The organism is Corynebacterium jeikeium (genome assembly GCF_000738175.1).
Taxonomy (GTDB): Bacteria; Actinomycetota; Actinomycetes; order Mycobacteriales; family Mycobacteriaceae; genus Corynebacterium; species Corynebacterium jeikeium_C.
This window is the reverse complement of record NZ_JFCH01000054.1, coordinates 65,245-84,316: the sequence shown is the minus strand read 5'-3', so window position 1 is coordinate 84,316 and position 19,072 is coordinate 65,245. Positions and strand designations below refer to the sequence as shown.

The window sequence follows — 19,072 nt, the reverse complement described above, 5'->3', positions numbered from 1 at the left end:
TATATTTGTGGCATGTCCGAAAACACGCCGCTACCCGCTGACTTGTTGTCTTCGCCCTCATTCCAGCTTGAGCGCCTACGCCGCCGCACCCGCGACTTCGTAGAGACCGCGCTCGCGGAAAAGGGCTTCAACCTGCGCGAATTCTGGGTTCTTGCCTGCCTCGTCGATGGCGATGCAGCAAGCCAGGCCACGCTAGGCGAAATCCTCGGAGTGGACCGCTCCGACATGGTTCGCCTGGTTGACTCCCTGGAAAAGCGCTCCCTCGCTAAGAGGGTTAAGGATCCCAAGGATCGTCGCCGCCAAATCATCTCGGTGACCAAGAAGGGCACTAAGACCTACACCAGCCTCTCCCCTCTGGTCGCCTCCGCAGAGGATAAGGCGCTGGACGAATCCACTTCCAAGCAGCTGAAGCACTTGAGCAAGCTGGCCAAGGCCATCATCTCTACCGAGGAGGCCTAGGCGAAAAGTGCAGATCCCTTCCCGGTACCTCCGTTCCCACGAGGCACCGGAGCCTCGCACGCTCATCGACATTGTGCGTGCGACGGCTTCGGCGTCCCCTGAAGCCCCCGCCATCGACGACGGCAAGGGGGTTATTACCTATTCCGAACTGCTCGACGAGATCAACGAAACCGCCGAGGGGCTGCACAGCCGTGGCCTCGGGCGCGGCGACCGCATCGGTATTCGTATGCCCAGCGGTGATCGCTCGCTCTACATCGCTATTCTGTCCACCCTGGCCGTCGGTGCTGCCTATGTACCTGTTGACGCCGACGACCCCGAGGAACGAGCTTCCCTCGTCTTCGGCGAGGCCGGTGTGGCCGCGATCTACGGCGCTGACGGGCTACAGCTAGTCGACGAAAACCTGCAGGCAGATCCCGGGGCAGCCTCCAAGAAGGCATTCGGCCCGGACCTGGAGACCGATGCGTGGATCATTTTCACCTCCGGTTCCACCGGCAAGCCGAAGGGCGTGGCGGTTACCCACCGCAATGCAGCTGCCTTCGTAGACGCGGAGGCGGAGATGTTCCTGCAGGACGAGCCGCTAGCCCCGGGCGACCGCGTGCTGGCTGGGCTTTCCGTGGCCTTCGACGCTTCCTGCGAGGAGATGTGGCTGGCTTGGCGCCACGGCGCCTGCCTGGTGCCGGCCCCGCGCGCCCTGGTCCGCTCTGGTGTGGACTTGGGCCCTTGGCTGGTTTCCCGCAGCGTCACGGCCGTGTCCACCGTGCCGACCCTGGCCGGTCTCTGGCCCGATGAGGCCCTGGATGCCGTGCGTCTGCTGATCTTCGGCGGCGAGGCCTGTCCGCCGGAGTTGGCCGCCCGCCTGGCCACCGATTCCCGCGAGCTGTGGAACACCTATGGCCCGACCGAGGCCACTGTCGTGGCCTGCGGCACCACCATGGACGGGGTGCGCCCGGTTTCTATTGGCACTCCCCTGCGCGGCTGGGATCTGGCAGTCGTTGACGAAAACAACCAGCCGGTGGGCTGGGGTGAGACCGGCGAGCTGATCATCGGCGGCGTCGGCCTGGCCCGCTACCTGGATCCGGAGAAGGATGCGGAGAAGTTCGCGCCCATGCCGGAGCTCGACTGGGAACGTGCCTACCGCTCCGGTGACCATGTGCGCCTCGAGGAAGATGGCCTGTACTTCGTCGGTCGTATCGACGACCAGGTGAAGATCGGTGGGCGTCGAATCGAACTCGGTGAGGTAGACGCCGCACTGTCCGCCCTCCCCGGAGTGCGCAGCTCCACCGTCGTGGTGCAGACCACCGGCGGCGGCGACAAGGTGCTGGTGGGCTACGTCTCCACCGAGGGCAATGTCGAGGACTTCGACCAGCAGCAGGCGCTAGACCAGCTGCGCGACTCCATGCCCGCTGCCATGGTTCCGCGCCTGTGCGCGCTGGACGAGCTGCCGGTGACGACCTCCGGCAAGGTGGACAAGAAGGCTCTGCCGTGGCCGCTGCCTTCCAGTGGCAACGCGGAGTTCGACAACCCCACCCAGCAGTGGCTGGCGGGGCTATTCGCCGATGCGCTCGGCACGGCAGTGACCAGCCCGGATGCAGATTTCTTCAACCTCGGCGGCACCTCTCTGGGCGCGGCCACGTTGATCAGCCGCGTGCGCCAGGAGGTTCCGACCGTCAGCGTGCGCGATCTCTACGATCACTCCCGCCTGGGCGCACTGGCCGAACACATCGACTCTCTACGTGAGAAGACCGGCAGCGCGGGCACTGGCCAGGCCGCACAGGCCAAGGACGTCAAGCCTGCCAAGCCGGTGGGCATCGGCACCCGCCTTGCGCAGGCCCTGATCCAGGTTCCGGCGCTCACTCTCGCGGGCGCGCAGTGGGTCACCTGGATCCTGGTATTCAACGCCATCCTGTTCCACGGTTCCTCGTGGGCGGATGACCTGCCGTGGATGGTAGACGTGCCGTGGGCCGTGGTCATCGCCGCGGTGATCGTTTTCGCCACCCCGTTGGGCCGTCTGCCGCTGTCCGCGCTGTTGATCCGCCTGATTACGGCAGGCATCGGAGAGGGCGACTATAAGCGCGGCGGCTCTGTTCACCTGCGTATTTGGGCTGCGGAGCGCGTGGCGGATTCCTCCGGCGCGCGCGATGTCTCGGGTGCTGCATGGATCACTACTTATGCCCGTTGGCTGGGCGCGAAGGTCGGGAAGGGCGCTCAGATGCACACCCTGCCGCCCGTCACTGGCCTGCTGACCCTGGGCAAGCACTGTTCCATCGAGCAAGAGGTGGACCTTTCCGGCTACTGGCTGGAGGGCGATGTGCTGCATGTCGGACGCATCGAGGTCGGCAAGGACGCCTCCGTCGGCGCCCGCTCCACCCTGTTCCCCGGTGCCCACATCGGCGCCCGTGCTCACATCGAGCCCGGCTCGGCCGTCACGGGAGCAAAGAAGGTCAAGGCCGGTTCGCAGTGGGCGGGCTCGCCAGCGGTGAAGGTCGGCAAGGCCCGCAATCGTTTCCCGGAGCAGGTCGCCCCGCGCCGTACCATGTGGTTCTGGCTCTACGCGCTGAGCGCCATCGCGATGTCTTTCCTGCCCCTGGTGGCTGTGTTCGTCGCTGCGGCGTTTGTGCTGTGGCTCGTTCCTGTTGACGCCCCCTTGCTAGCACTTCCCATTGCCGCAGTCGGTGGCCTGGTGGCATTCGCAACGTACGCAGCGCTGACGTGGCTGTCCGTCCGTCTTCTGTCCGCAGGCCTGAAGCCGGGCGTGGTGGCTGTGCGCAGCCTCAGCGGCTGGCGTGTCTGGGCGGTCGAGCGCCTGATGGATAGCGCCCGGACGCAACTGTTCCCGATGTATGCGGCACAGCTCACCCCGCTGTGGTTCCGCAGTCTGGGCGCCAAGGTGGGCAAGGATGCGGAGATCTCCACCGCCGTGATGGTGCCGCGCTTCGCCGAGGTGCGCGAGGGCGCGTTCCTGGCGGATGACACGATGGTCGGCGGCTACGAGCTCGGCGGTGGCGGCTGGATGCTCACCGGTAACACGAAGGTGGGTAAGCGTTCCTTCCTGGGTAACTCCGGTATCGCCGGCCCGGATCGCACGCTGAAGAAGAACTCTCTGGTAGCCGTGCTCTCCTCTACCCCGGTGAAGACAAAGTCTGGCAGTAACTGGCTGGGCTCCCCGCCGGAGCGTCTGCGCCGCGTGGCCGTGGAGGCCGGTGGCGAATCCCGCACCTACAACCCGGGCTTCGGCCTGAAGGTGGCCCGCGGCATCGTGGAGACCCTGCGCTTGTTGGCGCCGATGACCTCCGCCATGATTGCGGCGGGCGTGGTGCTGGCGCTGCAGTGGGTGCTGGTGAACCAGGGCATTTGGCAGGCCTTCGCGGTCTCCGGCCTGGTTCTGGTCGGCGCTGGTTTCGTGGCAGCGGCGGTAACGGTGCTGATGAAGTGGCTGTGCGTGCAGCGCATCAAGCCGGGCGAGCACGAGCTGTGGTCGGCCTTCGTGTGGCTCAACGAGCTGCAGGATCAGTTTGTGGAGACCGTAGCCGGCCCATGGTTCCTGGCGCACACGATGGGCACCGGCAGCCTGAACATCTTCCTGCGCGCGCTGGGCGCGAAGATCGGCCGGGGCGCTTGGCTGGATTCCTACTGGCTGCCCGAGGCGGACCTGGTCAGCATTGGCCGGGGTGCCAGCGTGGGCCCGGGTTGTGTGGTGCAGACGCACCTGTTCCAGGACCGCGTGATGAGTCTAGATACCGTCACCCTGGGTGACGGCGCAACGATGGGATCGCACAGCGTGGCTCTGCCCGCCGCAGCGATCGAACAAGCGGCGACGGTCGGCCCGGCGTCACTAGTTATGCGCGGCGACCACGTGCCCGCAGCAACGAGGTGGCAAGGCAACCCGATCGAGATCGTGGAAGGTTAACCTCCACAAACACAAACCCCGGCCGCCCTGTGTAGGGCAGCCGGGGCTTGTTCGCGTACTGACTCGATCCGGCCAGCCCGGATGGGCGCTATTAGTCGCCGATCTGGTCGCGGCCGCGCTTAACGATCTTCGGATCCGGCTCGCCGACGACCTCGTGGTCCTTGTCCGCGTACTCGAACTTGGACAGGACGTAGCGCATCGCGTTGATGCGGGCGCGCTTCTTGTCGTTGGACTTAATGGTGATCCACGGGGACTCGTTGGTATCCGTGTAGCGGAACTGCTCTTCCTTGGCGCGGGTGTAGTCATCCCACTTGTCCAGGGAGGCCAGGTCCATCGGGGAGAGCTTCCACTGGCGGACCGGGTCCACCTGGCGGATGGCGAAACGGGTGCGCTGCTCCTTCTGAGTGACGGAGAACCACAGCTTCGTCAGGGAGATGCCCGAACCCATGATCATGTTCTCCAGCATCGGAACCTCACGCAGGAACTCTGCGTGCTGATCGTTCGTGCAGAAGCCCATCACGCGCTCCACGCCAGAGCGGTTGTACCAGGAGCGGTCGAAGAAGACGATCTCGCCGCCGCATGGGAAGTGCTGGACGTAGCGCTGGAAGTACCAGGAGGTGGACTCGCGCTCGGAGGGCTTCTCCAGGGCCACAGTGCGGGCACCACGGGGGTTCAGGTGCTCGTTGAAGCGCTTGATGGTGCCGCCCTTACCGGCAGCATCACGACCCTCGAAAATAATGATGTGCTTCTGGCCGGTGTCCTTGGTCCAGTTCTGGAACTTCAGCAGCTCGATCTGCAGGGCGCGCTTGGTGGTCTCATACTCGTCGCGACTCATGCGCTCGTCGTAGGGGTACTGGTCGCGCCAGGTATCAACCCGATGGCCGTCCGGAGTGATCAGTACCGGATCGTCTTCATCCGAGTCGTCCACCAAGTAGCCCTCGGTAGCGGCAAGATCAACCATGTGGAATTCTTCTTCGGCCATGTGCCTGGGTTCTCCTTCGCCTGAAGATTTCTAAACTGTATTAGCACTTCCCATTCTAGTGCTTTTAGCCCGGCTATACAGATGTGCCGGAACCATACGGGGTTAGGAAGGGAATGAAAAAACCCCGGCCGAAGCCGGGGTTTTAACTTTTAAGCGGAAGCTTACTTAGCAGCGGTCCACTTAACGATGGTCTCGATAACGTCCTTCAGACCCTTGAAGATGTTGCCGAAGCCGCCCAGGAAGGTGCCCAGCTGGCCGAAGATCTCGGTAATCTGATCGATCATTGTGTTCTCCTCTTAAGAGATCGGGGGCGCCAGGTTCCCTGGGCCCAAAACTTTCTTGTGGTAGTGACGCCCCCTCTAGGCCGTCTGTGAATAGAGTAGCGAATCTGCGAAAAGCTACAACCCCTGGGCGAGACCTTCTTTAAATCCACCCCCACCAGGGGGTAACGATTTGGTAAAGATCCAGCTCAGGGGTTGTTTTTACGGCGAGTCTACCTAGGTTAAATCTAGGGAAACTAGCTACTTTCAGTTGTGTTTACACGGGCGCTTAGAAGCCGCCCATACCGCCCATTTCGTCGGCGCCCGGCATTGCCGGCGCCTCCGGCTCCGGCTTGTCCGCGACAACAGCCTCGGTCGTCAGGAACAGTGCCGCGATGGAAGCAGCGTTCTGCAGCGCGGAACGGGTCACCTTCACCGGGTCGGAGATGCCAGCGCCCAGCAGGTCCACGTACTCGCCGGTTGCGGCGTTCAGACCCTCACCTGCGGGCAGGTTGGCTACCTTGTCCACAACCACGCCCGGCTCCAGGCCAGCGTTGTGAGCGATCTGCTTCAGCGGAGCTGCCAGGGCTGCGCGTACGATCTGCACGCCGGTAGCCTCGTCGCCTTCGAGACCCAGGTTGTCGTCCAGCACGCTGGCGGTCTGCAGCAGGGCTGCGCCACCGCCGGCGACGATGCCCTCTTCCGCGGCTGCCTTAGCGTTGCGCACGGCATCCTCGATGCGGTGCTTGCGCTCCTTCAGCTCCACCTCGGTGGCAGCGCCGACCTGCAGCACTGCAACGCCACCGGACAGCTTAGCCAGGCGCTCCTGCAGCTTCTCAGCGTCGTAGTCGGAGTCCGCGTTCTCGATCTCCTGGCGGATCTGCTTGATGCGGCCAGCCAGCTGCTCTGCGGAGCCTGCGCCGTCGACAATGGTCGTATCGTCCTTGGTCACCACGACCTTGCGGGCGGTACCCAGCATCGGCAGGTCTGCGGTCTCCAGGGAGAGGCCAACCTCTTCGGCGATGACCTGGCCGCCGGTCAGGATCGCGATGTCCTGCAGCTGCGCCTTGCGGCGGTCGCCGAAGCCCGGCGCCTTCACAGCGACGGACTTGAAGGTGCCGCGGATCTTGTTGACAACCAGGGTGGACAGAGCCTCACCCTCGATGTCCTCGGCAACGATCAGCAGCGGCTTGCCGGACTGCATGACCTTCTCCAGCAGCGGCAGCAGGTCCTTCACGTTGGAGATCTTGGAGCTAACCAGCAGGATGTATGGATCCTCCAGCACAGCCTCGCCGCGCTCGACGTCGGTGGCGAAGTAGCCGGAGATGTAGCCCTTGTCGAAGCGCATACCCTCGGTGACCTCGAGGTTCACACCGAAGGCGTTGGACTCCTCGACGGTGATCACGCCGTCCTTGTTCAGCTGGCCGTCGCCGACCTTGTACATAGCCTCGGCGATCAGCTCGCCGATCTTCTCGTCAGCAGCGGAGATACCGGCGGTAGCGGCGATCTGCTCCTGAGTCTCGATCTCCTTAGCGTGACCCAGCAGCTCTGCCGTGACCTTCTCCACGCCAGCCTGGATGCCGCGCTTAATGCCCATCGGGTTGGAGCCAGCAGCAACGTTGCGCAGACCCTCGCGCACCAGGGACTGCGCCAGGACGGTAGCGGTGGTGGTGCCGTCGCCAGCGACGTCGTCGGTCTTCTTGGCAACTTCCTTAACCAGCTCGGCGCCGATCTTCTCGTAGGGGTCTTCCAGCTCGATTTCGCGAGCGATCGTCACACCGTCGTTGGTGATCGTCGGGGCGCCCCACTTGCGCTCCAGGACAACGTTGCGTCCCTTCGGGCCGAGGGTTACCTTAACCGCGTCTGCCAGGGTGTTCAGACCCTTTTCCAGTCCGCGGCGTGCTTCTTCGTCGAATGCAATCATCTTAGCCATGAGGCTTTTCGATCCTCCGTTTAGAGTTGGCGACACATACGGCTCAGATCAAGCGCCCGCGACGGCACGGGTGAATGAATGTCGCGACATTCACCCTCACTTCATCTGACGATTATTTTCTGGCACTCCCTTAGTTCAAGTGCTAAACCCGTTTTTAGCACTCTCCCCCATCGTCTGCAAGGTGCCGTGCATGCACATCGGCTGTCCCGTCCGGTCGCTACAGTAGTTACCTATGAGCGATACCAACAGTGAATCCAACCGTGAATCCAACAGCGCATCCAACACCTCACAGCTAGACCTCGCCCGCACCGCCATTGCGGAGCAGATGCCCCAACTCAAGGAAGACCTCACCACCCTCGTCTCCTTCGAGTCGGTCCACTCCACCCCGGGTCTGGAGGAGGCCAATGCCGCCGCCGCGCAGTGGGTCATCGACGCATTCACCAGCGTGGGCATCCCTGTCGAAGGCCACGTCACCACCGACGGCTCCACCTCCGTCATCGGCCTGCGCGAGCCCGCTGAGGGCTACCCCACCATCCTCCTGTATTCCCACTTCGACGTGCAGCCCGCCGGCGACATCGAGGCGTGGACCGATGACCCGTGGACCCTGACCGAACGCGATGGCCGCTGGTATGGCCGTGGCACCGCCGACTGCAAGGGTCACGTGGCCATGCACGTTGCTGTGCTGCGTGCTCTTTCTATTCTTTCGGACGCCCACTTCCCCGCCGCCAAAAATCTCGGCATCCGGATCGTCGTCGAGGGCTCGGAGGAGCGCGGCGGTTATGGCCTGGAGGACCTGCTGGCCGAAAAGCCGGAGCTTTTCGCCGCCGACACCTTCCTCATTGCCGATTCCGGCAATGACGCCCTGGGCGAGCCGAGCCTGTGCACCGCGCTGCGCGGCTCCGCGCCGGTCACGGTGCGCACCCGCACGCTGGCACAGCCGATGCACTCCGGCCAGTTCGGCGGCTCGGCTCCGGATGCACTGGTCGAGCTGGTGCAGCTTCTTTCCACTCTCCACGACGAAAACGGTTTGGTGGCCGTTCCGGGATTGGAGCCGAAGGAGCGCTGGGGTGGCGTCGGACCAACAGAACAGGAATTCCGCGACAACGCCGGGGTAACCGACGGCGTGGAGCTGTACGGCGCCGGCGAGTGGCAGCCGAACGACCTGACGGTGATGAATCCGTCCATCACGATCACAGGCCTGGATGCGCTGTCGGTGGCGGATTCGGTGAACTCCGTGCCCGCGACCGCCGCGGCCGTGGTGAGCCTGCGCGTGCCGCCGGGACGCGAGCCGCAGGAGTGCCAGGATCTGCTGGTCAAGCACCTGGAGAGCCAAAAGACGAACGCGCAGGTGGAGATCGAGCGCGGCTCCCTGGCCGAGGCATTCCAGGCGGATACCTCCGGCCCGGCGCTGCAGCGACTCGGCGAGGCGCTGGGCGAGGTGTACGGCAAGGAGACGATGGAGGTCGCCTCCGGCGGGTCGATTCCGCTGACCAACAAGCTGCTGGGCGCGTACCCGCAGGCGGAGCTCGCGCTGTACGGCATCGAGGAGCCGAAGTGCGCCATCCACTCCGCGGACGAGTCCGTGGATCCGGGCGAGATTGAGGCCATCGCGACGGCCGAGCTGCTGTTCCTGCTGCGCACCGCGGAGGAGCACAGCTAGCCGCCCAGAATCTCACCTAATGAGATAAAGACAACAGTTTGATTCTCAGAGTGAGACGGATTACATTATTTAACTAGCAGTACTTTATATAGGTACCCAACTTTATTTGAGCACCCATTCAGCGGGTGCCCAAGGCCAACTAGATCTTGTTCCAGAAAATCGAGCCATCATGAACGTTTCCTCTACGAACACCACGACCTTGATCCGCTTCGCCAGCTCGGACCAGAACCTCGATCTAGACGCGCCTGTGTACACCCCGCTACCCAGCGGTCGCCGTTCCACCGCGAAGACGTACAGCGAGCCGGTGCACACCCGCATCGAGAAGCGCCGCAAGCGCACCCGCACCTTCGCGGAGGATCCGTTCCGCGCCCGCTTCGGCCAGCGCCTGCCGGTGGGCATGCGCCAGGAAGCACGCGGCATGGAGTGGAAAGAGTTCATCCGCACCTACGCGCCCGGCGCGATCCGCGTGGACTACCTGAAGGCCACCCGCCTTTCTCTGGGCCGCCACGACTTCGACATGCAGGTCAGTGGCCTGCGCGCCGATGGACAGTCCACCCGCGTGGAGATCACCGCGATGGGCGCATCCTCGGCAATGACGGAAACCCTGGCAGACCACGGCTTCCCCGTGGAAGTCGCAGAGTTCCACCAGTACGACATCTTCGAGGCCACCGTGACCTTCATCTACGCGGTGCACAAGTCCAAGCGTGTGTGGGCAGTTGGCTTCGGCGCGGACCGCGATACCTCCATCGCTAGCGCCCTGTGCAACGCGGCTGCCCGCCTGCACTTCTAGCGCGAAGCTACAGCGACTTCCGCAGGGACTCGACTGTCAGGTCCACCGCGGCGATCCACGCCTCCGGCTGCGTGAAGCCGCCCTCTACCCCATCGTCTCCGCGGGTGCGGGTGCCGGGCTCCGGCGCGGCACCGTGCTCGCGGGCCGCGGCGCGCTGCAGAGCGTAATCCCCACCGCGGGCGATCAGCCTGCGCACATCCTGCAGCTCCGCTGCGCATCCCAGCTCCTCAGACAACGGAGCAAGCCTATCCACCCAGGCATCCAGCTCGTCAGTGACCAGCGCCTCGTTGGTCTCCCGGTCGGTGATGATCAGCGCGTCCAGGCCGTAGCGGGCCGCGCGCCACTTGTTCTCCGCGACGTGCCAGGGCTGCAGGGTAGGCAGCTCGTGGCCGGCGTCCAGGCGACGCTCGAAGTACACCACCAGGCAGTGGGTGTAGGCGGCGATGGCGGCGAGCTCCCATAGCTCCATCGTGGCGTCCGCAAAACGGGTTTCCACCGTGCCGTACTTGGTGGGGCGCACGTCGAAGTGCATAGAGCCGGTGTGGTTGATCACTCCCGATAGATCCTGATCCCGGTTGAATTCCTCCCACTGCTCCCAGTTTTCAAACTGGTATGGCATGCCCGCGGTCGGCAGCTGTTGGTACAGCAGGGTGCGGTTAGAGGAGTAGCCGGTATCCAGCCCCTCCCAGGCGGGCGAGCTGGCGGACATGGCCAGGATGTGCGGGTAGTGCGTCATCAACGCATTGATGATCGGCCACACTTTTTCCTTGGAGCCCACGCCCACGTGCACGTGAATCCCCCAAATCAGCATCTGGCGGCCCCAGTACTGGGTGCGCTCGATGATCTCCTGGTAGCTGCTCTTTTCGCTGAGTTTCTGGTCCCCCCAGTGCGCGAAAGGGTGCGTGCCCGCGGAAAACAGGTTCACGCCGATGTCGTCCGCGCATTCCAGCAGCTGCTTCGCCTGGACGTGCAGATCCTCGACCGCCTCCGGGATCGTGTCGTGCACGCTGGAGACCATCTCCACGGTGTTGGCCAGGAATTCGCGGACGACCTTGTGGCCGGGGTGCACCTCGTCCATCCGCTCTATCAGTTCGGCGGCGCGTGGAACCAGGTCGCGGGTTTCGGGGTCGACGAGGGCGACTTCCCACTCAATACCGACGGAAGGTGCGGAACCCGGGAAGTCCATTGTGGCCCCTTAGAAGATATGTAGACAGAAGTTAGAAGAACGCTTTTACTTTAGCGGGGCATGTCATTTGTTGTCACAACCACAACACCCGCGGGGCGCTCCCCCTCCAGCATCTCTACACCGTCGATAGCCCGGTCGGTGGCCTCGTCACGTTCGCGCGCCTGGATCCCTAGATCCTTGGCGAGCTGCTCGGCCAGCTGACGCTCGGCGTCATTACCCTTCGGGTAGAGCACCACAGACGTCGGGAAGACACCCGACTCGTCCGGCAGGTTGCCCACGCCGGTCTTGTTCCACTGCTGGTCGCGCATCTTGTTGGCGACGTCGCCGGCGAGGCCGTTGATGGGACTGTTATTGAGTACGGCTACGTAGGTGTCTTCTTTATTGACGCCGCCTTCCGCCGCTGCCGCATCACCATCGCGACGCTCGTCAGCGCGGTCACCCTCCTGGTTTTCACGCTCGCCTTCCGGCTTCGGCTTCTCGGAGTCTTCCGCGTCCGGGCGCTTGGGATCTTCGCCCTCGGGGGCGGAAGCCTTCTCATCCTGCTTAGCTTGCTCACCCTGCTGGCCCTGCTGACCTTGCGTCTGCTGGGTCTGGCTGGCCTGCTCGGATTCATCGGAATCATTGCCAGACAGCGAGAATACGCCCCAGCCGATCAGCAGAACGGCTACGGCAATCAGGATCATGGCCAGGCCGCGCAGCGGGAGGCCGAGGTTCTCATTGTCCGCGTCGTCGTCGAGTGCATGGCGTGGTCGATTCGGTTCAGTCACGCCACAAATTTTAACTTTTGCAACATTAGTAACAAGTCTGACACGCGCTGTGCCTTATTCTTCGTCACCACGCTTCACTAGAGCTCTTTGCCATTAACCTTCATCCCCGCACTAAGTCAGCACGCTGCATCAGAGATCTTCATCACGGCGGCGCAGTAGCATCCGCACTAGGACGGGGTCGAAATCCAGGGCCTCCGGGCGCTCGATCAGACGGTTGAGCTGCTGGAAGTAGCGGACCGGATCCACCCCAAACTCGCCGCGGATGTGCTCATTCTTCGCGCTGGCATCCAGCCACCAGCGGCGCTCGAACTCCAAAATGGCGATCTCTCGGTCTGACAACATGGAACTAGATTCTAGACTGTCTGTTATGACCATCATGCCTATCGTCATCTGTGGCGACCCTGTACTGCACAACCCCACCACCAAGGTGGACCCCAGCGAGATCGCTGACCTCGCCCCACTGATCGCGGACATGTACGAAACGCTCTCCGCCGCCAACGGCGTGGGGCTGGCAGCCAACCAGGTGGGCGTAAACAAGCGCTTCTTCGTCTACGACTGCCCCGATACCGAGCGCGGTGAGATGCGCCGCGGCTGCGTGATCAACCCCGTGCTCGAGACCAGCGAGATCCCGGAGACCATGCCGGACGAGGAGGAAGACGAGGAAGGCTGCCTGTCCGTCCCCGGCTACTCCTTCCCCACCGGACGCGCGGACTGGGCACGGGTAACCGGCCTGGACGAAAACGGTGAGCAGGTCACCGTCGAGGGCACCGGCTTTTTCGCCCGCTGCCTGCAGCACGAGGTCGGCCACCTGGATGGCTTCCTGTACACCGACACCCTGATCGGCCGATGGAAGCGCAAGTCCAAGAAGGCCATCAAGTCCGAGGGCTGGGACCACGCAGGCAACACCTGGACCCCGGGCGTGGACGAGGACCCGTTCGGGCATGAATAAAGACACGACGTTCTCCGCCGCCCACGCAGGTGCGCGGCGCGTGGAGGGCTTCGGTTTCCCCATCAGCCGCCGCACCGACCCGGTGAGCATCCGCCCGGGCACGCGGGTGGTCGTGCGCTACCGTGTGCCGGACGATGCCGCATCCGGCCACGGGGCGGGCAGCGCCGTCACCGACGCAATCGGCGTGCTGCGCAGCATAAGTCCGCTGCAGGTGGACGACCTGGTGATCGCCGACAAGGACGTTGTGGTGCTGAAGACCCTCAGTGCCAAGCCAGTGCGCAATAGCGACATCCGCGCCCTCGAAGCCGCCAAAGCCGCGGCCTTCCCCGGCATCGAAAACCAGATGATCGGCGGATGGCTGGCACGCGCGGGCGATGGCATTACCGAGCGCAGTAACTCCGCCGTGCCCATCGGCCCCAGCGCCGGGTTGCAGGAGGTTCCGCTGGCGCAGCTGGAGGAGTTCTACCGCTCCCACAATCTGCCCTGCCAACTGATGATCCCCGACCGGATCGGCCGCCCCGCCGAGCACCTACCGGGCGAACGCGGCCCGGAGATCCTGGTGATGAGCAAGGAGCTCGGCGACTCGGCACAGCTCTCGGGGCAAGACTCGCCGCAGGCTTCTGCTCCGACTTTGGACTCGCCCCTGACCGACGCGCTGGATCCGTCCCTTGCCGACGCACGGATCGAGCTGGCCGTCGACGACACCCCGGATGCCGACTGGTTCTCCATGTACAAGTTCCGCGGCCAACCCCTGCCGAAGAAGGCCCTGGACCTGCTGTGCCACCGCATCGACGGCCAGCTGGGCTTCGCCCACCTCACCGTCGACGACCAACTCGCGGCCATCACGCGCGCCACCATCACCGACGGCTGGCTGGGCTACTCCGCCGTGGCGGTGGCGCCGGACTTTCGCCGCCGCGGCCTGGGCACCCTCCTGTGCCAACACCTGCTTAGCTGGGGTGCGGACAACGGCGCCGAGCGCGCCTACCTGGACGTTATCGATTCCAACACCGCCGGCAAGGCGCTGTACCACAAGCTGGGATTCAGCGAACACCACCGCAGCCGTAGTCTGCGCACGCGCTAGAATGCTTAACCATGCGCATCGCCACCTGGAACATCAACTCCGTACGCACCCGCGAGGAGCGGGTGCGCGAGTTTCTGCAGCGCAGCGACGTGGACGTGCTGTGCCTGCAGGAGACCAAATGCACAGACAAGCAGTTCCCCGACTTCACTGACACGGGCTACGAGCAGGCCCACTTCGGGCTACACAGCTTCAATGGCGTGGCCATCCTGTCGCGCGTGGGGATTGCAGGCGTGCAGACCGACTTCGGCCAGCCCGGCTTCAACAAGGACCTGGATGCCGAACAGGCGCTGGAGGCACGCGCAATCGGCGCAACCTGCGGCGGCGTGGAGGTATGGAGCCTGTACGTTCCGAACGGCCGCGAGATCGCGGATCCGCACTACTCCTACAAGCTGCGGTGGCTGGACGCCCTCGCGGCATATGCGGCGGGTTCGGGCGTGGGGGCGTCCCAAGAAAAGAGCAGCGAGAAGCTGTGCCTGGTCGGCGACTACAACATCGCCCCGCGCGACGAGGACGTGTGGGATCGCAGCTTCTTCGATGGGCGCACGCACGTGACCCCCAACGAGCGCGCTCGGCTGCGCGCCCTGGAGGACGCGGGGATGACCGCCGCTACGGACCTGATCGCCGACGAATACACCTACTGGGATTACCAGGCGATGCGCTTCCAGAAGGGCGAAGGTATGCGCATCGACTTGCAGTATGCCCGCGGAATCACCCCCACCACCGCGCGGGTGGACCGCGATGAGCGCAAGGGCAAGGGTGCCTCCGACCACGCGCCGGTGATCGTGGATTACAACGTTGACGGTGAGGCTTAAACCATGCCCTTCCCCGACCTCCTCGGCCTGTTTAGCGAGTTCACGGACGACCTGCAGTGGTGGCAGATCACGCTGGTCGTTCTGGACTACGCGCTGAAGATCTTTGCGCTGGGCTGGGTTCCTAAGGAACGACGCCCCACGTCCGCCATGGCCTGGCTACTCGCCATCTTCCTGATCCCCTTCATTGGCATCTTTCTATTCCTGCTGATGGGATCGCCAGCGATCAACCGGCGGCGCCACCGCATCCAGAACCAGGCGAACGAACTGATCCGCACGATGAGCGCCGACGAGCCTGACGTTCCCGAGGGCAGCGAGCTCAGCGACGAGCTGCGTTCGCTGGTGCGGCTCAACCGGGAGCTCACGGCACTGCCCGCCGTGAACGGCACCATGCAGGCCCTGCATTCGGACTACGAGGAATCGATCGCCGCGATGACCCGTGCGATTGACTCGGCCAAAGACTATGTGAACGTCGAAGTCTACATCATGGCCTGGGACGATACGACCGAACCCTTCTTCGAAGCGCTCGGGCGGGCCGCGCAACGCGGAGTCACCGTGCGCGTGCTGTGGGATCACATCGGCGCACACAAGTACAAGGGCAACAAGAAGCTGGGCAAGAGGCTACAGGCCATGGGCGTGGACTGGCAGGTCATGCTGCCCCTGCAGCCTCTTAAGTGGCGCTTCCGCCGCCCCGATCTGCGCAACCACCGCAAGCTGGTGGTCGTGGACGGCCGGGTGGCCTTCATGGGCTCACAAAACATGATCGAGGCCCCCTACCAAAAGCCGAAGAACCACAAGATCGGCCGCGAATGGGTAGATGTGATGGCGGAACTCACCGGCCCGATCGTCAGCACCATCAACTCGGTGTTCGCCGTGGACTGGTACACCGAAACCGACGAGGAACTAGACCTCATCAACCCCACGGACGCCAAGCAGTGGCTAGATACGCACGACCAAGATACTGGCGCGGACATCATGCAGATCATTCCCTCCGGCCCCGGCTTCACCACGGAGCCGAACCTGCGCCTGTTTACCTCCATGGCCCACCACGCCAAGCACACGCTCAAGCTGATTAGCCCGTACTTCATCCCCGACGAGTCCCTCATGGAAGCCGTGACCACCGCCTGCTACCGGGGAGTTCGGGTGGAACTGTATGTCTCCGAGAAGTCCGACCAGCCGATGGTGGGACACGCGCAGGCCTCCTATTACTCAGAGCTGCTGAAGGCCGGGGTGCACATGTACCTGTACCCCTACCCCAAGGTTTTGCACTCTAAGTTCGCCATCGCCGATGGTGAGGTAGCCGTAATGGGCAGCTCCAATATGGATATGCGCAGCTTCGGCCTGAACTATGAGATTTCGCTGATGGTCGGCAAGGGCGATTTGCTGGAGGCCCTGCGAGCTCTGACGGAGGAGTACCGAGGCCGCTCCGCCCTATTGACCGCCGAGCAGTGGAGCACCCGCCCGCTGTACAAGCAGTACGTGGATAATGTCGCGCGCCTGACGAGCGCGCTGCAGTAGCGCGCCGTGTTGGCGAATTCATTGTTTTCATTATCGCCGATTAGTGCAATAGCACTTTTGCCGTCATATAGGGTGAATCACAAGTTACTTACATACGCACACCAAAAGAAAGTTTCGCCCGATGACCCCGTCACCCCAGAAGTCGCCGCAGACGCCTTCCTACCCCCCGGTACGCGGCCGCAAGGCACCCGAGATTCTGCCGGAGATCGACGTCGCAGAGATCGCCACGGCAGTGTATGACTTTCTTTCCGCCACCCGCCGCTTGATGGAACGCCCCAACCAGTCGCTGGAGATCTCCCAGTCGGAGATCGAGGTACTGCAGTTTATTTCCCAGCACCCGGGCTGCGGTGTGTCGGATGTCGCCCGCCTGCGCTTCCTCCGCGCCTCTAACGTTTCGGCGACCGTGCGCCGCCTCATCAACGCGGGACTGATCCGCCGCCAGGCCAACCCAGAGGATAAGCGCGCCCAGAATCTTTATCTCACGGACGAGGGCGTGGACATGATGAACTCCATTACCGACGAGTGGGCGCTCATTATCACTAAGGCCACCGACCGGATGGACGCGCGCGACATCGCGAAACTGCGCCGCGGCGTGCCCGCCCTGCGGAACCTCTCCCTAGCTGCGGAGTCCCTCGTCGACGACCTGCAGCGCAACCCGGACTAGCCCCGGAAAACGCAAGCCATCCCCAAAGCTAAAAAGCCCCACCTGGCATCTCAAGGCCGGTGGGGCGAAGGGGGCGTCACTAAGAAAAAGCGTTTAAGCGTCCCGCTTCTTTAGCGTCACTACGCCGACGATGAAGAGCACCACACACCAGGCGGCGAAGTACAGGATCGAGCCGGTTTGACCCCATGGCGCCCCGTCGAGATCCCGCATGCCGGTGTACGCCTCGGCGTTGGTGAACGGCATGTACGGTGGCAGCCAGTCGCGGATCTTCGGCACCAGCTGCACCAGCGTGCCCTCGATCACCAGGTTCCACAGCAGCATGATTGCGATGCCGCCGGCGGTGTTGCGCACCAGGTAGCCCACGCCGATGGCGGCGGCGATGGTCAGCAGCAGGTATAGCTCGATGCGTCCGATCTGCTCCCACAGGCCATCAGCGTCGAGGCCGACCTTGCCCAGCAGCTCTTCATCCTCCAGATTCCAGCCAAGCGACCACTTGGCGAGAATCGTGCCTACAACGTTGGAAATGAACGCAAGCACCGAGGCGATCACGCCGTATACCAGGAACTTTGCGATCGGCACCTGCCAGCGCGTCGGCGTGGCCAGCAGGGTGGTCTTACTGGTGTTCGCGCCGTACTCGGTGGTCACGAGCATCACGGCCTGGATCATCACGATCATCATGCCGAAGGAAAGGAACCCGCTGAGGCCCATGTCAGAGCCGATGCCCGCGACGACGGACATGTACAGCTCCGGATCATTCTTCGCCTCGTCGCTGGTCAGCAGCGAGCCGGTCATACCGCCGTTGAGCAGTGCGAAGCCGAGCGAGAAGAACAGGATCAGCCCGGAGGTCCACCACAGGGCTTTGGTGCTGCGGAGCTTAATCAGCTCCGATTTGATCAGGTTCACCATTACTTGTCCCCTTCCTTCTGCACGCGCACGGCGTTGCCGGTTGCCTCGCTGCTTTCTTTAGCGCTCTTTTCTGGGGCGCTCTTTTCTTTATGACGCCCACCTGCGGACTCAGCATCTTCCGGCGCCACCTTGGGCGCGGCCTTTTCCGCCGCCTCGGGCTTGCTGGGCTCGCCAGTCTCGCCGGACTTTTCAGCCTTGTCGGCCTCGTCGGTCTTGTCGGCCTTATCCGCCTCCACGCTGGCGTGGTACTCGACGTGTTCCTGGGTCATACGCAGGTATGCGTCCTCCAGGCTCGGGCGCTTCTCCGATAGCTCGCGCAGGCGCAGCCCGTAGCTATAAGCCAGGGCACCGATCCAGTCGCTTTCCTGCTGCGGGATGGTGAGCGTCGGGCGGCCATCCAGGTCCTTACCCTCCTGGAACGGAACCGACTCCTCCGTCAGCGCGGCCTTCATCTCCGCGATGTGGTCGGTGCGCACAACGGTGGATACCTCGGAGGTGGACTTGATGAACTCGTGGGTGCTCTGGTTTGCCACCAGGCGCCCCTTACCGATGACGATCAGGTGGTCGGCAGTCTGCGCCATCTCGCTGAGCAGGTGCGAACTGATCAGCACCGTGCGGCCCTCCCGTGCCAGGGCGCGGACGAAATCTCGCACCCAGCGGATGCCCTCCGGGTCCAGGCCGTTGACGGGCTCATCCAGGATCAGCACCTCCGGGTCGCCCAGCAGCGCGCAGGCCAGGCCCAGACGCTGACCCATGCCCAGCGAGAACTTGCCTGCCTTGCGGCCCGCCACATCGCTCAGGCCCACGATGCCCAGGACTTCATCCACGCGCTTCTTGGAAAAGCCGTTGGCGGCGGCGACCCAGCGCAGGTGTGCTGCGGCGCTGCGGTTGGGGTGTACCCACTTGGCGTCCAGCAGCGTGCCAACCTTCTCCAACGGGCGCTTGTACTCGGCATACGCCTTGCCATCGATGCGGGCAGTTCCCTTGGTCGGCTCATCCAGTCCCACGATCATTCGCATCGTGGTGGACTTGCCGGCACCGTTGGGTCCCAAGAATCCGGTGACGATTCCGGGTGAGACCTCAAAATTCAAATCGTTGACTACCGTATTGCCTTTATAGGCTTTGGTTAGGGAACTGACCGTAATCATGCGTTCTAGTCTGCCACAATGTGGGTAGTTTAAGCAGAGTTTATGGGCAGAGG

At 63.6% G+C, this 19,072-nt stretch carries 17 protein-coding genes; 9 read left to right on the top strand and 8 right to left on the bottom strand.

The window, feature by feature from the left end; genetic code table 11:
- Positions 1 to 12: 12 nt before the first annotated feature.
- Together JQ46_RS08580 and JQ46_RS08575 are read left to right on the top strand one after the other, a co-directional pair.
- Positions 13 to 459, top strand: a complete 447-nt coding sequence (locus JQ46_RS08580) for a MarR family winged helix-turn-helix transcriptional regulator (protein ID WP_011272986.1) — start codon at positions 13 to 15, stop codon at positions 457 to 459.
- 7 nt (positions 460 to 466) lie between these two features.
- A complete protein-coding gene (locus JQ46_RS08575) occupies positions 467 to 4,366 on the top strand; it encodes a Pls/PosA family non-ribosomal peptide synthetase (protein WP_034987298.1) in 3,900 nt (1,299 codons plus the stop codon).
- Positions 4,367 to 4,457: 91 nt separating this feature from the next.
- Here the strand turns inward: JQ46_RS08575 and ppk2 are convergent, their stop codons facing one another.
- The 3 genes from ppk2 to groL form a co-directional block, all read right to left on the bottom strand.
- Positions 4,458 to 5,348: a polyphosphate kinase 2 gene (gene ppk2 / locus JQ46_RS08570; RefSeq protein WP_034987296.1), complete on the bottom strand. Its 891-nt coding sequence runs from the start codon at positions 5,346 to 5,348 to the stop codon at positions 4,458 to 4,460.
- A 161-nt stretch (positions 5,349 to 5,509) separates the two neighbouring features.
- The gene (locus JQ46_RS11355) at positions 5,510 to 5,632 is read right to left on the bottom strand and encodes a PorACj family cell wall channel-forming small protein (RefSeq protein WP_005296897.1); all 123 of its coding nucleotides are present in this window, start codon (positions 5,630 to 5,632) and stop codon (positions 5,510 to 5,512) included.
- Positions 5,633 to 5,897: 265 nt separating this feature from the next.
- Positions 5,898 to 7,541, bottom strand: a complete 1,644-nt coding sequence (groL, locus tag JQ46_RS08565; protein WP_034987294.1) for a chaperonin GroEL — start codon at positions 7,539 to 7,541, stop codon at positions 5,898 to 5,900.
- Positions 7,542 to 7,773: 232 nt separating this feature from the next.
- Between groL and JQ46_RS08560 the strand changes: the two genes are divergently transcribed.
- Both JQ46_RS08560 and JQ46_RS08555 read left to right on the top strand, forming a co-directional pair.
- On the top strand, positions 7,774 to 9,201 hold the full coding sequence (locus tag JQ46_RS08560; protein ID WP_034987292.1) for a dipeptidase: 1,428 nt from the start codon (positions 7,774 to 7,776) through the stop codon (positions 9,199 to 9,201).
- Between the two features lie 169 nt (positions 9,202 to 9,370).
- Positions 9,371 to 9,991, top strand: coding sequence for a hypothetical protein (locus tag JQ46_RS08555; RefSeq protein WP_034987289.1), 621 nt, complete (start codon positions 9,371 to 9,373; stop codon positions 9,989 to 9,991).
- 7 nt (positions 9,992 to 9,998) lie between these two features.
- Here JQ46_RS08555 and JQ46_RS08550 read toward each other — a convergent pair whose 3' ends face one another.
- The 3 genes from JQ46_RS08550 to JQ46_RS08540 all read right to left on the bottom strand — a co-directional run bounded on the left by JQ46_RS08550 (position 9,999) and on the right by JQ46_RS08540 (position 12,286).
- On the bottom strand, positions 9,999 to 11,177 hold the full coding sequence (locus tag JQ46_RS08550; RefSeq protein ID WP_034987288.1) for a glutamate--cysteine ligase: 1,179 nt from the start codon (positions 11,175 to 11,177) through the stop codon (positions 9,999 to 10,001).
- A 50-nt stretch (positions 11,178 to 11,227) separates the two neighbouring features.
- The gene (locus JQ46_RS08545) at positions 11,228 to 11,944 is read right to left on the bottom strand and encodes a LytR C-terminal domain-containing protein (protein ID WP_034987286.1); all 717 of its coding nucleotides are present in this window, start codon (positions 11,942 to 11,944) and stop codon (positions 11,228 to 11,230) included.
- A gap of 129 nt (positions 11,945 to 12,073) precedes the next feature.
- The gene (locus JQ46_RS08540; protein WP_034987284.1) at positions 12,074 to 12,286 is read right to left on the bottom strand and encodes a DUF3263 domain-containing protein; all 213 of its coding nucleotides are present in this window, start codon (positions 12,284 to 12,286) and stop codon (positions 12,074 to 12,076) included.
- 25 nt (positions 12,287 to 12,311) lie between these two features.
- Here JQ46_RS08540 and JQ46_RS08535 point away from each other — a divergent pair, with 25 nt between their 5' ends.
- The 5 genes from JQ46_RS08535 to JQ46_RS08515 all read left to right on the top strand — a co-directional run bounded on the left by JQ46_RS08535 (position 12,312) and on the right by JQ46_RS08515 (position 16,965).
- The gene (locus JQ46_RS08535; protein ID WP_034987282.1) at positions 12,312 to 12,893 is read left to right on the top strand and encodes a peptide deformylase; all 582 of its coding nucleotides are present in this window, start codon (positions 12,312 to 12,314) and stop codon (positions 12,891 to 12,893) included.
- Entirely contained in the window at positions 12,886 to 13,974 is a 1,089-nt protein-coding gene (locus JQ46_RS08530; RefSeq protein WP_034987280.1) for an N-acetylglutamate synthase, CG3035 family, read from the top strand. Before JQ46_RS08535 ends, JQ46_RS08530 begins: the two co-directional genes overlap by 8 nt.
- Before the next feature lie 11 nt (positions 13,975 to 13,985).
- On the top strand, positions 13,986 to 14,786 hold the full coding sequence (locus tag JQ46_RS08525) for an exodeoxyribonuclease III (RefSeq protein WP_034987276.1): 801 nt from the start codon (positions 13,986 to 13,988) through the stop codon (positions 14,784 to 14,786).
- 3 nt (positions 14,787 to 14,789) lie between these two features.
- A complete protein-coding gene (gene cls, locus JQ46_RS08520) occupies positions 14,790 to 16,301 on the top strand; it encodes a cardiolipin synthase (RefSeq protein ID WP_034987274.1) in 1,512 nt (503 codons plus the stop codon).
- A gap of 121 nt (positions 16,302 to 16,422) precedes the next feature.
- Entirely contained in the window at positions 16,423 to 16,965 is a 543-nt protein-coding gene (locus JQ46_RS08515; protein WP_034987272.1) for a MarR family winged helix-turn-helix transcriptional regulator, read from the top strand.
- A 93-nt stretch (positions 16,966 to 17,058) separates the two neighbouring features.
- Here JQ46_RS08515 and JQ46_RS08510 read toward each other — a convergent pair whose 3' ends face one another.
- Together JQ46_RS08510 and JQ46_RS08505 are read right to left on the bottom strand one after the other, a co-directional pair.
- Positions 17,059 to 17,871 (bottom strand): ABC transporter permease subunit, encoded by an 813-nt coding sequence (locus JQ46_RS08510; RefSeq protein WP_034987268.1) that lies wholly within the window; start codon positions 17,869 to 17,871, stop codon positions 17,059 to 17,061.
- On the bottom strand, positions 17,871 to 19,019 hold the full coding sequence (locus tag JQ46_RS08505) for an ABC transporter ATP-binding protein (protein WP_034987265.1): 1,149 nt from the start codon (positions 19,017 to 19,019) through the stop codon (positions 17,871 to 17,873). Before JQ46_RS08505 ends, JQ46_RS08510 begins: the two co-directional genes overlap by 1 nt.
- Positions 19,020 to 19,072: the final 53 nt, after the last annotated feature.